The sequence below is a fragment of the Streptomyces sp. NPDC043854 genome (genome assembly GCF_056436005.1).
The window spans coordinates 106,692-121,154 of sequence record NZ_JBWKDK010000010.1; the positions used below are offsets into that span (position 1 = coordinate 106,692).

14 protein-coding genes are annotated in these 14,463 nt (G+C 72.5%); 5 read left to right on the forward strand and 9 right to left on the reverse strand.

Going from position 1 to position 14,463, the window contains the following annotated elements:
* Window positions 1-22 precede the first annotated feature (22 nt).
* Entirely contained in the window at window positions 23-280 is a 258-nt protein-coding gene (locus AC068A_RS12490) for a hypothetical protein (RefSeq protein WP_478584116.1), read from the reverse strand.
* 403 nt (window positions 281-683) lie between these two features.
* Between AC068A_RS12490 and AC068A_RS12495 the strand changes: the two genes are divergently transcribed.
* Both AC068A_RS12495 and AC068A_RS12500 read left to right on the forward strand, forming a co-directional pair.
* Entirely contained in the window at window positions 684-989 is a 306-nt protein-coding gene (locus AC068A_RS12495) for a trypco2 family protein (protein WP_478584117.1), read from the forward strand.
* The gene (locus AC068A_RS12500) at window positions 979-4,560 is read left to right on the forward strand and encodes a trypsin-like peptidase domain-containing protein (RefSeq protein ID WP_478584119.1); all 3,582 of its coding nucleotides are present in this window, start codon (window positions 979-981) and stop codon (window positions 4,558-4,560) included. Before AC068A_RS12495 ends, AC068A_RS12500 begins: the two co-directional genes overlap by 11 nt.
* Here the strand turns inward: AC068A_RS12500 and AC068A_RS12505 are convergent.
* Window positions 4,555-5,307, reverse strand: a complete 753-nt coding sequence (locus AC068A_RS12505) for a GbsR/MarR family transcriptional regulator (RefSeq protein ID WP_478584121.1) — start codon at window positions 5,305-5,307, stop codon at window positions 4,555-4,557. The genes AC068A_RS12500 and AC068A_RS12505 overlap by 6 nt on opposite strands.
* Window positions 5,308-5,573: 266 nt before the next feature.
* Between AC068A_RS12505 and AC068A_RS12510 the strand changes: the two genes are divergently transcribed.
* Window positions 5,574-6,800 carry a serine hydrolase domain-containing protein gene (locus AC068A_RS12510; RefSeq protein ID WP_478584230.1) on the forward strand — a complete coding sequence of 409 codons (1,227 nt, stop codon included), beginning with the start codon at window positions 5,574-5,576 and terminating at the stop codon, window positions 6,798-6,800.
* Window positions 6,801-6,925: 125 nt separating this feature from the next.
* On the opposite strand, the gene AC068A_RS12515 is transcribed toward AC068A_RS12510, so the two are convergent.
* The 3 genes from AC068A_RS12515 to AC068A_RS12525 form a co-directional block, all read right to left on the reverse strand.
* Window positions 6,926-7,141, reverse strand: a complete 216-nt coding sequence (locus AC068A_RS12515) for a hypothetical protein (protein WP_478584123.1) — start codon at window positions 7,139-7,141, stop codon at window positions 6,926-6,928.
* Complete coding sequence (locus tag AC068A_RS12520) at window positions 7,138-7,548, reverse strand: hypothetical protein (RefSeq protein ID WP_478584125.1); 411 nt, start codon at window positions 7,546-7,548, stop codon at window positions 7,138-7,140. The genes AC068A_RS12515 and AC068A_RS12520 overlap by 4 nt, the downstream gene beginning before the upstream one ends.
* 177 nt (window positions 7,549-7,725) lie before the next feature.
* Window positions 7,726-8,316, reverse strand: a complete 591-nt coding sequence (locus tag AC068A_RS12525) for a TetR/AcrR family transcriptional regulator (RefSeq protein ID WP_478584127.1) — start codon at window positions 8,314-8,316, stop codon at window positions 7,726-7,728.
* Window positions 8,317-8,544: 228 nt separating this feature from the next.
* On the opposite strand from AC068A_RS12525, the gene AC068A_RS12530 reads away from it, so the two are divergent.
* A complete protein-coding gene (locus AC068A_RS12530; protein WP_478584129.1) occupies window positions 8,545-9,489 on the forward strand; it encodes an alpha/beta hydrolase family protein in 945 nt (314 codons plus the stop codon).
* Between the two features lie 80 nt (window positions 9,490-9,569).
* Here AC068A_RS12530 and AC068A_RS12535 read toward each other — a convergent pair whose 3' ends face one another.
* Together AC068A_RS12535 and AC068A_RS12540 are read right to left on the reverse strand one after the other, a co-directional pair.
* On the reverse strand, window positions 9,570-11,096 hold the full coding sequence (locus AC068A_RS12535) for a sensor histidine kinase (RefSeq protein ID WP_478584131.1): 1,527 nt from the start codon (window positions 11,094-11,096) through the stop codon (window positions 9,570-9,572).
* Entirely contained in the window at window positions 11,093-11,824 is a 732-nt protein-coding gene (locus AC068A_RS12540) for a response regulator transcription factor (RefSeq protein ID WP_478584133.1), read from the reverse strand. Before AC068A_RS12540 ends, AC068A_RS12535 begins: the two co-directional genes overlap by 4 nt.
* Here AC068A_RS12540 and AC068A_RS12545 point away from each other — a divergent pair.
* A complete protein-coding gene (locus AC068A_RS12545; RefSeq protein WP_478584135.1) occupies window positions 11,823-12,023 on the forward strand; it encodes a hypothetical protein in 201 nt (66 codons plus the stop codon). The genes AC068A_RS12540 and AC068A_RS12545 overlap by 2 nt on opposite strands.
* Window positions 12,024-12,743: 720 nt before the next feature.
* Here AC068A_RS12545 and AC068A_RS12550 read toward each other — a convergent pair.
* A complete protein-coding gene (locus AC068A_RS12550; protein ID WP_478584231.1) occupies window positions 12,744-13,214 on the reverse strand; it encodes a DIP1984 family protein in 471 nt (156 codons plus the stop codon).
* 236 nt (window positions 13,215-13,450) lie between these two features.
* Complete coding sequence (locus AC068A_RS12555) at window positions 13,451-14,443, reverse strand: sigma-70 family RNA polymerase sigma factor (RefSeq protein ID WP_478584137.1); 993 nt, start codon at window positions 14,441-14,443, stop codon at window positions 13,451-13,453.
* Window positions 14,444-14,463 lie beyond the last annotated feature (20 nt).

The following is a 14,463-nucleotide window of genomic DNA, read 5'->3' on the forward strand; positions in this document are numbered from 1 at the left end:
CATGCTGCCCGTTCGGCGGCGGTCAACGCCCCGGCAGTCGACGCCCTGCCGCGCCCGGTCTGCGCAGCAGTTCCCGGCGCATGCCGCCCTTGGGCCGGCTGTGCGTACCGGCTTGCGCGCCCGGGCAGCCCGCGCCGTAGGCGCTCATCCGGAACGGCAGGTCCGACGGCGTCGCCGAGTCCCCGGCGGCGTCGATCCGGGTCACGCTGTCGACGGCCAGCCGGACGCCGTCGGCGAGGATCTCGCGGTAGTCGACGATCGCGTCGGTGTTCTCGCCCATGGTGTCCTGCCTCCGTTTCCAAGGGGTCGGCCACAAGACACCGGACGCTCGACCGCTGTGACGGCATGTGATGCAGGTCACTCAAGGGGGGGTGTGGATTGGGGGTGTCGGGTCAGTGAGGGCGGCGCCTCCGGCGGCCAGGGTGGCGGCGATCACGAGGGGGACGAGGCGACGGGTCCTGGTGCTGGACATCTGGACATGGGGAAGGGTCCTTACGAGATCGGGGTCGGGGTCGGGGTCGGGGTCGGGGTCCGGGGAAGGGCAGGGTACGGCGGTCATTCAACCGACCGGCGTACAGAGGCGGTTGGGGCTGAGTACGGTGGCAGTGCACGAGCACCGGGCACCAGGCGCCGGGCCTGTGCCGTGCGCCATTCGTGTTCGAGTCGGGCCGAGGGGATGCCGCGTGATCGAGCTGTCGACCGTGATCAAGGAACTGCGGGAAGAGCTGGAGCAGTCCATCGCCGAAGCGCAGGGGAAGGACCTGCAGTTCGAGCTGGGGGCGATCGAGTTGGAAGTGTCGCTCGCGCTGGAGAGGAAGGCCGGCGGGAACGGCAAGGTCAAGTTCTGGGTCGTGGACCTCGGGGTCGACGGGTCCGTGCGGAGCGACGCGGTCCAGCGCGTGAAGCTGTCCCTCCAGCCGACCGTCGAGGTGGCCGGCGTGAGGACCGGTGCCTTCGTGTCCGGCCGGGCGGGATCGATTGAGCAGTAGCCGCATCCTCGCCCCTTCGGCGGGGCTGGACGAGCGGCGGGCCGTGCAGATCGTCACCACGTGCCGGGACGGCCGCGGCAAGCGGGGCTCCGGCTACCGGGTCGGGCCCGGACACGTGCTGACCGCCGCGCATGTCGTCGATGACGCCCGGGACGTCCGGGTCCGCTTCGTGGACGGCCGCGGCGGCATCACGGACGTCGGGGCCGACACGGCGTTCCTGCACGGCCGGCTCGACATCGCGGTGCTCGCGCTGCGTCCCGGCGCGGGTGCAGGCGACGGGTCCTCGCAGGCCCTGCTTGTTCCACACGCGGCCGACGCGCCCGCACTCCGGTACGGGCGGCTGGGCCGCTCGGCGCCGTGCGAGGCGGTGGGCTTCCCGCGCTTCAAGCTGCGCCGGGAGGCGGGGCCGGACGGGACGGAGTTCGAGTACCGGGACACCCGGCACGCCCACGGCCGCGCCGTCGCCCTGTCGGGGCGGCGCGAAGGCACGCTGGAGCTGATCGTCGACCCGCCGGGGACCGAACCCGTCGTCGTCGGCCGCGGTTCCGGCTCCGGACTGTCGCCCTGGGAGGGGATGTCCGGGGCGGCGGTGTGGAGCGGGGGCTGCCTGGTCGGCATCGTCAGCGAGCACCGGCCCACCGACGGCGCGGGCACCCTGACCGCCAGCCGCGTGGACCGCTGGTACGGGATCCTCACCGCCGGCGAACGCACCGCCCTGCACGGGCTGATCGGCCTGCCGACCGACCCGGCCGGGCTGGCGCCCGCCGACGCACATACCCAACAGGTCCACGACTACCTGAACGCGGCCCTGGCCTCGACCCGGGAACACCCGTACGTCGGCGGCACCATCGGGGCCGGTGCGCCCCCGCTGGCGGACATCTACCTGGGCCAGCGGGCCCGCGTACGCGCCCTCGGCAGCGGCACCGGAACCGGCATCGGCATCGGCATCGGCATCGGCCGGGTCACGCCGCAGGAGCTCTCCGCCGAGGAGACCGTGCACCGGATCAGCGGCGCCGGCTGGCAGCAGGCACCGGTCACGGTCCTGACGGCGGGGCCGGGCGGCGGCAAGACGACCTTCCTGCGGATGGCGCTCGCCACGGCCGCCCGCCGCCGCCTGACCGGCGGCGAAGCCGAGGCGGACAGGACAGCGGACACGGAACCGGGCGCGGATCCGGATGGGGATGCGCCGGTGTTACCGGTCCTGCTGCGGGCCGCCGACCTGCTGGGGCAGGAGCCCCTGCCCCAGCTCCTCTCCCGTGCGGTCACCCGGGACCTGAGCCGGTTCGGGCTGCTCGAAGGGCCCGACGCCGAGGTCTTCCGGTCGGAGGCGGAGCCGGGCGTGCCGTGGCTGGTGATGGTGGACGGGCTGGACGAGATCCTGCTGCCGGAGTCCAGGCGCGAGGCGCTGCAGACCCTGGCCAGCTTCGCCGGCCTCGCCGACGGCAACGACCGCACCAGCCGCACCGGGCCCGCGCCCGCGCCCATGGCCACGGCCCCGGCCGCCGGCACCCCGTTCCGCTTCGTGGTCGCCACCCGGCCGCTGCCCGAGTCCGAGCTCGGCATCCTCGGCCAGGACACGCCCGTCCTCGAGCTGCGCCCGTTCGACCCGCCGGAGCTCCGCTCCCTCGCCGTGAAGTGGTTCCGTGCCGCGGGTCATGCCGCGCCCGAGCAGGCAGCGGACCGGTTCGCGCAGACCACCACCGCCACCGCCGCCGCCGCCGCCGCCGCTGCCCCGCCCGCGACGGGCCTCGGCACGGTTCCGCTGATGGCAGCCATCCTGTGCGCGCTCGTTTCCGCCGAGCCGGACCGGCCGCTGCCCGCGCACCGCGGCGACCTGTACCGGCGTTTCGTCGGGGCCCTCGCCGACCGGCACCACGCCGCCGGGATGTCCGGCATCCAGCAGCAGACCCGTCAGGCCCTGGAACGCTACGGCAGTACGGTGCTCGGCCGGGCGCAGGAGACGGTCGACGGGTTCTTCCCGCTCGTCTCCCGCCTCGCCGCACAGCATGTGGGGCGGCCCCGGATCCGGCCCCAGCCCCACCCCCGCCCCCAGGCCCGGGCCCGGGAGGAGGAGCCCGACGTCCTCGCGACGCTGCTCGGCTTCCCCGAGGCGGCGCGGCCCGAACCCGTCCCCGAGGAGACGTGGGGCCGGTTCCTGGCGGACCTCCTGCGACACAGCGGCCTGTTCACCCAGAACGAGTCCGGCTTCGTGTTCCTCCACCAGACGCTCGCCGACTACTTCGCGGCGCAGGCCGTCGCCGCCGACCCCGGACGGCTCCGGAAGGAACTGCGGCGGTTCCTCGGAAGCCGCCGCCCCGAACCGCCCGGCAAGCGGCGCGCCCGACTGGACCTCCGTACGGCGCAGATGTCGTACGTCGGCTTCCTGCTCGACGCGGCACCGGACGACCCGGCCGGCGCCGGTGTCGGCGCCCGCGCCCTCAACCGGCTGGCCGGCGGGGCCGACAACGGCCTCCCCGACCTGGAGTTCATCGCCGCGCAGGCGCGGCTGGGCACGCGGGTGCCGCCGGAGGCCGCCGCGAGGACGGCCTCGGCGCTGGTCGCGCTGGCCTCCCGGCCGAGCCGCTTGCGCGACGGATTGCGCGCCGCCGTGGCACTGGCCGACCTCGACGGCGAGCGGGCCCACGCCCTCCTCGCCCGGATCGCCCAGGACGAGGACGCCGGGGGCGTCGCGCCGCTCGCCCTCTCCCGCACGAACGTGCCGGGCCTGACGACGCTGCGCCTGTACAACGGGATCGCCCGGGTCCAGGCCTCACTCCGGCTCGCCGAGGGCGGCGACGAGCGCGGCACCAAGCTGCTGCTGGAGCTGGCCCACGCCGACGGCGTGCCCGCGCTGGCCCGTGCCCACGCGGCCGGCGCCCTCGCCCAGCTCGGGCATGCAGGGGCCGGCGAGCTCCTGCTGGCCCTCGCGAAGGACCCCCGCTTCGACGGCTCCGGGCGCGCGCTGGCAGCCCGCCTGATGGGGATTCGGCTCGGCGACCGGCGCGCGCACCGGATCCTCGCGGACATGGCCCGCGACCGGAACCTCGACCCCGCCTCCCGCGTCAACGCCGCCCATTCGCTGGCGCGGCTGGGGGACTCGCGCGCCAAACCCGTCCTGAGGGAGCTCGTCCGGCCGGTCAGAGGCCCGGCCCCGGACCTGGCCCCGACCACGCCCAACCAGCTCGTCGTACAGTCCTTCGTACGCGTCAAAGCGGCGCGGCTCCTCGCCGAACTCGGCGACCCGCGCGCGCCGCGCCTGCTGCTGGGGCTGGCCCACGACACGAGCGTGATCTCCTTCTACCGCCGCCGGGCGAAGGCCGTCCTGGTCATGGTCCACAAGGGGGTCATCCGGTCCGGGTACGAGAGCGGGGCCGAGGACGACCTGCTCAGGCTGGACGCGGACATCCGGGAGAGGACGTACAGCCGGACCGTACGCCTGCTGATGGCGTGCGCGCGCGTGCAGCAGCGCCTCCTGCTGCCGTTCCTGCTGCGCCGCCTGGAACGCCGCTCGGCGCGCAGCCGCGTCCAGTCCGCGCGCGGAGCGCGATCGGCGTCCGAGGGTCCGTCATGAGTCCGGATCCCCACCCGGCGCAGCCTGCCGTCCGGCGTTCCGGGCGGCCAGGGTCTGCCGGCACTGCTCCATGAGCTGCCGGAGGGACTCGCTCATGAGGAGGAAGAGTTCGACGGAGGACTCGAAGCGGGCCCCCGCCGGGGTTGCCGCCCCGAGGACCTCGGCTCCGCGCTGCGCGGCGGCCGCCAAGGCCTCGTTCATCTGCACGGCGGCAAGGAGGGACCGGACCCAGATGTCGTCGTCGGTGACATAGCGTTCGCGGCGCTCGCCGGGAGTGCGCTCCCGCCTGAGCAGTCCCTGCTGTTCGAGGAAGGCGACGGCGTGCGAGACGGACGCCGGGCTGACGCGGAGCCGCTGGACCAGGTCGGCGGCGGTGAGAGCACCGGAGTCGGTGATGTACAGGCAGGCCAGCACCCTGGCCTCCATCCGGGGCAGCCCCGATCGGGCGAGGAGAGTGGTGAAGGACTCCGTGAAGTCCTGCACCGCTTCGGGGTCGCGCCCGTGGCCGCTGTCGGGGACCGGCGGCGCCGGAGGCTGAGCCTGCTTGCTCCGGCGCGCACGCTGCCGTGTGGCCTCGTGCGCCCGGTCCGCCCCGTAGGCGTCGGGCCCGCCGTTGCGGGTGACCTCCCGCATGACGGTCGAGGCGGGCCTCCCCAGGCGCCGCCCGATCTCCGCGTATCCGAGCCCCTCGGCCAGCCCCGCGGCGATGTGCTGACGGTCCTCGGTGGTGAGCCTGCCTCCCGGCATCGGTACTCGTCTCCCCTTCTGTCGACGTGCGCGGAGTCCGGTGTCCGCGCCACCCCGCTGCGCGCAGTATGCATTCACCCACAGCTCATTGCAATCTCTGCCCTGATCGCCCATTGCATTCAGCACCACGCCCATTGCAATGTAGGAGCACTAACGCCTGTTTTCAAGTGGAGTTGAGCCTCCTCCTCGTTGACGAATCTCTAAACGCAATGTAGCGTCGCAAGCGTTCAGTGATTCTCGAACATTGAATTTCAGGGGGATTCATGATGGGAAAGAGCAACGGCGGCTTCTCCGAAGCAGGGCTGCGCAGGATGCACGACGTGCTGGCGCGGTATGTCGAGTCCGGGAGGATTCCCGGGCTCGTCGCCCTGGTCGGCCGGGGCGAGGAGACGCACGTCGAAGCGATCGGGACGATGAGCCATGACGGTGGCGCGCCGATGCGACGGGACACGATCTTCCGGATGGCGTCCACGTCCAAGCCGGTCGCGATGGCGCCGGTGATGGTCCTCCTCGACGAATGCAAGCTGCGGCTGGACGACCCGGTGGAGCCGTGGCTGCCCGAACTCGCCAACCCCCGGGTGCTGAAGCGGACCGACGGCCCGCTGGACGACACCGTGCCGGCGCAGCGGCCGATCACCGTACGGGACTTGGTGACCTCCACGTTCGGGCTCGGCATGGACCTGTCGACGATCGGCGCCCCGATCCAGGCCGCAATTCAGGAACTGGGGCTCACAGGTCACGGAGCGCCGCTGCCCGAGCCGGACGAGTGGATGCGCCGCCTCGGCACGCTTCCGCTGATGCACCAGCCCGGAGCGCACTGGCAGTACCACATCAGCCACGATGTGCTGGGCGTGCTCGTCGCCAGGGTCACGGGCCGGCCGTTCGAGACGTTCCTGCGCGAACGTGTCCTCGACCCGCTGGGGATGAAGGACACCGGATTCCACGTACCCGCAGACAAGATCGACCGGCTGCCGCCCAGCTACGCCCCCGATCCGCAGACCGGAGAGTTCACGGTGTGGGACGAGCCGGCAGGCGGACGGTACAGCCGGCCTCCGGCGTTCCAGGCAGGCGGCGGCGGGCTGGTCTCCACCGTCGACGACTACCACGCCTACTTCCGGATGCTGCTGCAGCACGGCATGCACGGGAGCGAACGGATCCTGTCCCGGCCCGCCGTCCGGCTGATGACCACCAACCGCCTCACGCCCGAGCAGGAGGCCGCCCGATCCGCCCTGGCCCGCAACGCCGTCCACGTGTCGTTCGGTCAGGGGCAGCAGGGCGGCTGGGGCTTCGGGATGGCGGTGCGCACCTACCGCGGCGACTACGCGCCCATCGGCCAGTTCGGCTGGGACGGCGGAACCGGCACCTCGGCCTACGCCGACCCGGACGAACAGCTCACCGGAATCCTGCTCACCCAGGTCGGGCTGTCCGTTCCGGATCCGGCGCGGCTCATCCACGACTTCTGGACCACGGTCTACCAGGCGATCGACGACTGACACCGAGCCGGCGCCCCGGCGGGCCCGCCGCCCTCAACCCGCAGCACCAACGACCGCCAGGCGGGTGCTGCCGCCGACGGCATCCGCAGCCGACTGCGCCGCGGGCAACGGCGCTCCGCCGACGCTCAGTTGTCCTCGCCGGCGTCCTTGTCCGCGTCGGACGCCGCCTGCTCGGCGGCGTCCAACTTCTGCTGCATCTCCGCCACCTGCCCGGCATCGGCACCGCTCACGGACTGCCCGGCGGGCGCGGACTCCGCGCCGCCCCCGCAGCCGGTGAGGAGCAGCACCGCTCCGGCGGCCAGTGCCGCGAGTGCCGCGGCGCCGCGGACCCGGGCGGTCACTTGGTCCCCTGGGTGGCGCACCAGGTGCTGACGCTCTTCAGGTCGGCCTGGCGCTTCTGCAGCGTCGCCGGCATGCCCTTGCGCACGGTCAGACGGTCGTTGAGGAAGGTGTACACCTCGGCGTGGCCGGCGGTCTTGGCCTCGGCGACGCGCTTCTCCAGCCGGGCGATCGACCCGGGTACGGCGGCGTCGCCGTTCAGCCGGGTGAGGGCGGCGCTGACCCGGGCCTCGACCTTCGGCAGGCGCTTGCACAGGGCCTTGGCACCGTCGCCCTTCGGCACGGACTTCGACGAGGGTGCGGCAGAGGGGGTGCCGGCGTCGGCCTGCGCGGGCGCGGCGCACAGCAGCGCGCCGCCCAGTACGACGGTGCCGAGCGCGGCAGCGGTGGTCCTGCGGTTCGTGAGCATGGCGGGTTCCCTTTCGGTGTCGGTGCGAACTCGGCCGCCGCACGGGCGGTCCAGCCGGGCAGGACCGTAGGGACCGTTCTTGTGGATTCTTTGTGACCCGCCACCCAAGCCTCTTGAGGGACCGTCATGCCCCCGGACGCGCCGGATGCGGGCCCCGTCCTTTCGCCGATGTCACGGTCAGCGCGGCTGGCGTAGTCCCGCGACGAGGAGTGCGACGAGTCGGCGTGCGTCGTAGCGGGGATCGCTTTCGGCGCCGATGCAGAGGTTTCCGATGCCGCGCATGAGTTGGTAGGCATCGAGGCCGGAGCGGACCTCGCCGGCAGCGGCGGCGGCGTCGAGGAGCTGGGCGCACACCGGCAGGAGGCGGTCGAGGAAGTAGGTGTGCAGAGCCTCGAAGCCGGTGCTGTCGGCCTGCATGGCGGCCGCGAGGCCGTGTTTGGTGACCAGGAAGTCGGTGAAGAGGTCGACCCACCGCTCCAGGGCGGCGTGCGGCGTCGGGCCGGCCTCCAGCAGGGCCGGTCCGGCCTCGGCACAGGCTTCGACCTGGTGGCGGTAGACGGCGATGACGAGGTCCGCCCGGGTGGGGAAGTGACGGTAGATCGTGCCCACCCCGACTCCGGCCTCGGCCGCGATGTCCCGTACCGGCGCATCCACACCCGAGCTGACGAAGACCGCGGCGGCCGCGTCCAGCAGGGTCTGCTGATTGCGCCGGGCGTCCTTGCGCTTGGGCCCGGCTGCGCTTCCCGAGCCCCGGCTGCTGTCGCTCACCACGGCACTCCTTCCAAAGCCGATCTTGCAAAGCGGAACAATGTTCCGTATCGTAAGTGGAACAAGGTTCCGTTTCATTCATGATGGCAGACCGCAAGGCCGGCGGCCAAACCGCTGTCGCGCTCCTCGATCCACCCTCCTCTGTCCTGCCGGGCCCGGGCCCGCGGTGCCACCGCTCCCGCCGGGCCCCGAACCAAGAGTCGAAGAAACCGAACGGAAGGCACTTCCATGTCCGACTCGAACACCGCGAACGCGACGCAGAAGGTCGCGGGTGCGCCCACCACCGTGATATCCGCACAGCCGGTCCTCCTGTCCGCCCCGGGCCGCGGTGAGGATCTCCAGGTCCGCGTGTCTGCCCCCGCGACCGGCAGCGGCCTGCCCGTCATCGTCTTCTCGCACGGCTTCGGCTGGTCCATGAACGGCTACGCCCCGCTGGCGGACCACTGGGCCGCACACGGCTTCGTGGTACTGCAGCCCACCCACCTCGACTCCAGGACGCTCGGCCTCCCCGCCGAGGACCCTCGTACGCCGCGGATCTGGCGCTACCGCATCGAGGACCTCACGCGCGTGCTGGACGGCCTCGACCATCTGGAAGCGTCCGTGCCGGGCCTCGCCGGGCGCCTCGACCGCGACCGCATCGCCGTGGCCGGCCACTCCTGGGGAGCCCAGACGGCGAGCGCGCTGCTGGGCGCGCGCATCCTCGGCCCCGACGGCGTCCCCGGCGAGGACATGTCCGACCCCCGCATCAAGGCCGGTGTGCTGCTCGCCCTGACCGGCCTGGGCGACGACCTGACCCCGTTCGCCGCCGAGCACTTCCCCTTCATGAAGCCGTCCTTCGACGGCATGGCCACGCCGGCGCTCATCATCGCCGGGGACCACGACCGGTCCCACCTGTCCACGCGCGGACCGGACTGGTTCACCGACCCCTACACCTACAGTCCGGGAAGCAAGAGCCTGCTCACGCTGTTCGGCGCAGAGCACTCACTCGGGGGCATTCCCGGCTACGAGGTCGCCGAGACGACGGACGGGAGTCCCGCACGCGTCGCTCTGATCCAGCAGCTCAGCACGGCCTTCCTGCACAGCGCCCTCTACCCCGGGAACACCGCCTGGAAGGCAGCGGCCATCGCACTGGGGGAAGACCCCGACCCGCTGGGGAGGCTGCAGAGCAAGTAATCAGGCAAGCCTCCACCCTGACCCGACCACCCGGCCGTCGGAGACCGTGGATCGTTCTCTGAACGCCCGCCTGGAACAGCTCACTTGTGACCGGGGTCGGCTCGGCCATCCGGCGAGAGCGACGAGAACGACGAGATCCAGGCGCGCCGCTCCGGCACCCACGAACCGGGGGAGTCCGGGACGGGCAGGGGAAGGCGTACGGTGAACCGCGCCCCCGTGCCGCTGCCGTCCATCCCGCCCCGCCGATCTGGCCCGCCTGGCCCGCCCGGCCCGTCCTCCACGGTGACGGTGCCGCGGTGCAGTGCCACCTGCTGCGCGACCAGGGTCAGCCCCAGACCCGATCCGGGACTGCCCGGGCGGTGGTGGAACCGCTGGAAGACCGCCTCCCGCTCGCCGGGCGGGACACCGGGCCCCGCGTCGTCCACGGTCAGGACGGCGCTGCCGTCCTCCGCGCGCAGCCGTACCGTGATCCGCGGCGGCTCCTGCGGGGTGCGGCCGTGCACGACGGCGTTGCCCAGCAGGTTGGCGAGCAGGATCCGCAGCCCCGCCTCCCACCCGAAGAGCCTCAGCTCGGCGGGCAGGTCGGCGCTCAGCTGCGCCTCGGGGTGGCGGCGGGCCGCCTCGCCGACCGCCGAGTCCACCAGCTCGCACAGGTCGATCGAGCCGAACGAGGAGACGTCCACCAGGTCTCCCAGGGCGAGCATGCGCAGCGCCGCCAGGAGTTCGAACAGCCGCGCGTGGTCGCTCTGGAGGTCCCGTACCACCTCCGCCCGCTCCTCGGCGGGCAGGTCGGGATGGGCGGCGAGGACGTCGAGGTCGGTCCGCATGCTCATGAGCGGTGTGCGCAGTTCGTGCGAGGCCGCCGACGAGAAGGACCGGGCGGTGTCCAGCGCCCGCGCGGTGCTGGCGGCCTGCTCGTCGTAGCGGGCCAGGAGCTCGGCGATCGCGGCGGACAGCTCGTCCACCTCGGCCACGCCGACCGGCGCGGTGGCGAAGGCCGCGGCGCCCGCCGCCGGGTCGAGGGCGGCCGCCCGGCGGCTCAGCCGCCGTACGGAGGCGGTGGCGCGGCCGGCCAGCCCGTACGCCACCAGGCCGGAGACGGGTGCCGCCAGCACGGCGACCAGCAGGACGCGGCGGCGTACGGCCGCGAGCTGCGGATCCGTCGCCGAGGCCGGGGCGAACAGCCACAGCGTGCCCGGCGCGGACCCGGCCACCGGAACGCTGAGCACCCGCCAGGCGCGGCCCTTGGCCCGGACGGTGACGGGGCCGTCCGGGGTGCGTTCCGGCAGCTGCACCGCGTCGGCCGGCTGCGGTCCGCCCTCCAGCACGACCGACCCCTGCGCGTTCCGGACCCGGATCCCGGCGTCCATGACGCCGCCGAGGACCTTGCGCTGCTGGTTCTGCTCCACCTTCGGCCGGTCGTTGCGGTCGGCGTTCAGCAGCGTCCTGACATCCGGGAGCACCGCCGAGGCCCGGTCCTGGAGCCGGGCGTCCTGCTGCTGGCGCAGGTCCCGCTGGACCAGGCCGAGGAGCAGCAGGCCCGCGGCGAGCACGAGCAGCGGCACGACCACGGTCACCGAGACCGCGACACGGGTGGCGAGCTTCACGGCCCGCTCCGACCGTCGTCGGCGGTACGCAGTACGAAGCCCACACCGCGCACCGTGTGGATCAGGCGCGGTCGCCCGCCCTCCTCCAGCTTCCGGCGCAGATAACTGACGAAGGTGTCCACGGCATCGGTGCGGACCTCGAAGTCGTAGCCCCACACCCGGTCCAGCAGCTGGTCCCGGGTGAGGACGATGCCGGCGTTGCGCACCAGGGTGGCCAGCAGCTCGAATTCCCGGCGAGTGAGGTGCACGGCCACCCCGTCGCGGTGCACCTCGCGGGTCGCCGGGTCGACCACCAGCGGACCGGCCCGCAGCGGCGCGTCCGGTGCCGGGCCGGCGGGCCCCGCCGGCCTGCGGCGCAACAGCGCACGCAGGCGCAGCACCAACTCCTCCAGCGCGAACGGCTTGACCAGATAGTCGTCCGCCCCGGCCTGGAGCCCCGCGACCCGGTCGGCGAGCTCGTCGAGAGCCGACAACATCAGAACGGGCGTCTCATCACCCCGAGCCCGCAGGCCCCGGCACACCTCCGTACCGCTGAGGCCGGGCATGGACACGTCCAACACCAGGACATCGGGGCTCCGCTCGGCGAGCAGCGCGAGCGCCCCGGGCCCGTCCGCGGCGAGCACCACGGTGAACCCGCTCAGCCGCAGCCCGCGCTCCAACGAGCGCCGGATGGCGGCGTCGTCGTCCGCCACCAGCACCACGCCACCCGTGACCCCACTGCCGGCCATGCGCCCCACCTCCCGCTCCCGATCCCACCCCGCAGCCGGCCCGACCCTCTCACGCCACCCCCCCCGCCCCCTGGCCTCCACCAGCCCCGGAGGACCGCACATCGCCGACCTCGCCGGCGGCCGCGGATGGCTCATCTACACCTTCATCCGCCGCCACGCCGAACCGCAGATCACCGTAACCGACGCCTTCTGGACCTGACCTGCCGAGGGCTGACGCCTGGCAGTGAGCACTGGCCTTGGCGCCGCCCGGAGGCCTGACCCCTCACCTGACTGACGTGAATCGTCGACCCTTGGGCGGTGGCGGTGTTGTCTGGGGTGTGGCCGGTCGGGCTTCCGTGACCTCATGGCAGGCCCACCCAACCGTCCCACAGGCGGCTCGGTCATCGACAGCCTCGGCTGGCACCTCAAGGGCGTGGCCCGCCGATGGTCAGGCGCGGCCAGTCGACGCCGGCCCTCGCCGCCACTGCAGTGCTGGCGTGCACTGGCTTTGGCAGGTGTCCTGTCGCACTGCGTCTGGCGTGTGGTGGGCTGCTGACCTGCGCGGTTGCCGGGTCGTTTGAGACCGCCGACGACCAGCGTTCTCAAACGACCCGGCTTTCGCGGAAGTCTCGTTCGCGATAGATGGCAGGAGCACCACCAAAATCGCCGACAGTGTCCGCCGGAGATCGCCGTTCCTCATGGTGCTGCGATGTGGAAAGCCCCGAACCCGCCCTCGCCGCCTCGGATCTGCACGTGGTGATGTGCTGTGCGATGTGCACTGTTACCTGTACGCGGTGCTGAGCTGCACTGTTATAAGGGGAGTCGAACCCCCGCGTTGCTCTTCACGCGCCAGGAGTGGGCTGGAAAACCGCCAGCCCTCGGTGTGTGCACGCCTCCGAAGCTGCTACCTGCTCCACATCGTCCCGGCTTGCCGGACTACTCAGTCCAGCAGATCGACCTCCCAGTTCGTACGCTGGATCCGCATATCGACCTCGCGGATCTCCCGGGCGAGCGCATCCGCCTGACCGCGTAGTTCTGCGACCGGAAGCGCGGAAAGCATCATCAGCTCAGACCGAAGCTGCCGGCCGTATCCCCGATCGCCCTTACCCGCCGCCGCGTCCGCCGCCGCGGTGACCACAGAGTGACGCAACCGCAGGACATCCCGGCGTGCGAGGGCGTCGGTGAGCGTGCCGTCCGGCTCCATCTCCACGGTGGCATTGGTGCGGTTGATCCGCCGGATCAACGTTTCCAGAGCGTCCAGCACCTCACTGGCCTCGGCCAACAGCTGAGCTGCATCCTCGGCGGGTGTCTCCCCCTCCTGGTACCGCGCACTGCTGACGACACGCGCTCGCAGTTGTTCTACACGGCGCGTCGCCTCCGCACGTTCTCCCAGTGCCTCAGCCAGCTTCACTGTCTCCACCTCCGCCTCCATGAACTCGCACGAGTATACGAGTGCGAACCGGCTCATACGCACCTGGATTTTGATCCACCGGAGCCCTGACCAGCCACTGGGTGAGAGCGGACAGCCGCTCAGAGCGCCACGAAAGAGAACCGAGCGAAAGCGATGCTGTCGACCTGCCTCAGCCCCGGGCGACTGTCGTCGACTACGTGAAGGAGGACGGCTGTAGATCACCAACGGTCGGCTTGTCAGGTCCGCGCGGACACGCCGGCGTCCTGGTCGAGGCGGTCCGGCAGGCCGAAGAGCGGGAAGAGGCGGTCGGTGTCGCGGAAGGCCGTGATGCCCGTGACGCGGTCGCCGGTGAACTCGACGACCTGGAGGGCCCACGGCTCGTAGCCGGTGCCGTCCGGCCGGGGGCGGTACTGGCCGAACGCCGGAGAGCCGTTCGCCACGGTCGGGACCAGGCGGGACCCGCGGCAGCCGACGGCAGGACCGGTCAGCCACGCCTGGATGTCGCCAACTCCCCGCATCCACTTGGCGTACGGGGGCAGGCACAGGGTGGCGTCGACGTGGAGGAGCATGCCCAGCTCGTCCATGTCGTAGCGGGAGAACGCCGAGGCGTACCGCTCGGCCAGCACCCTCCGTACGGCATCGGACGGCCGGGAGGCCGGCGGCCCGTCGGCGCTCCCACGGCGCGCGGCCAGTGTGGCGCGGGCCCGCTGCAGCGCGCTGTTGGCGGAAGCGACGGTGGAACCGTGCAGGTCGGCGACCTCCCGCGCGGAGAAGTCCAGTACGTCTCGCAGGATCAGTGTCGCCCGCTGTCTGGGCGGCAGGTGCTGCAGCGCGGCGATGAACGCGAGCCGCACCGATTCGCCCGCAGCTGCCGCCGCCTCAGGGTCATCGCCGCCGCCCGGGCAGGGCTCGACCCACACGGCGGCGTCCGACGGAGCCCCCGGCGGGGTGGCGCCCTCGGCCGGACTTGAAAGGTCCATCGGCAGTGCCCTGCGCCTGCCGGAAGCCAGGGCGTCCAAGCACACGTTGGTGGCGATGCGGTAGACCCATGACCGCAGCGACGACCGCCCCTCGAACCGGTCGATGCTCCGCCACGCCCTCACCAGCGTCTCCTGAACGGCGTCCTCGGCCTCGGAGTACGCCCCCAGCATCCGGTAGCAGTAGCCGGTCAGCTCACCCCGGTACTCCTCCAGCCTGTCCGCCGCCACATCCGATGCGAAGCCCCCCAAAGCCGCGCCCCCTTCCCTCT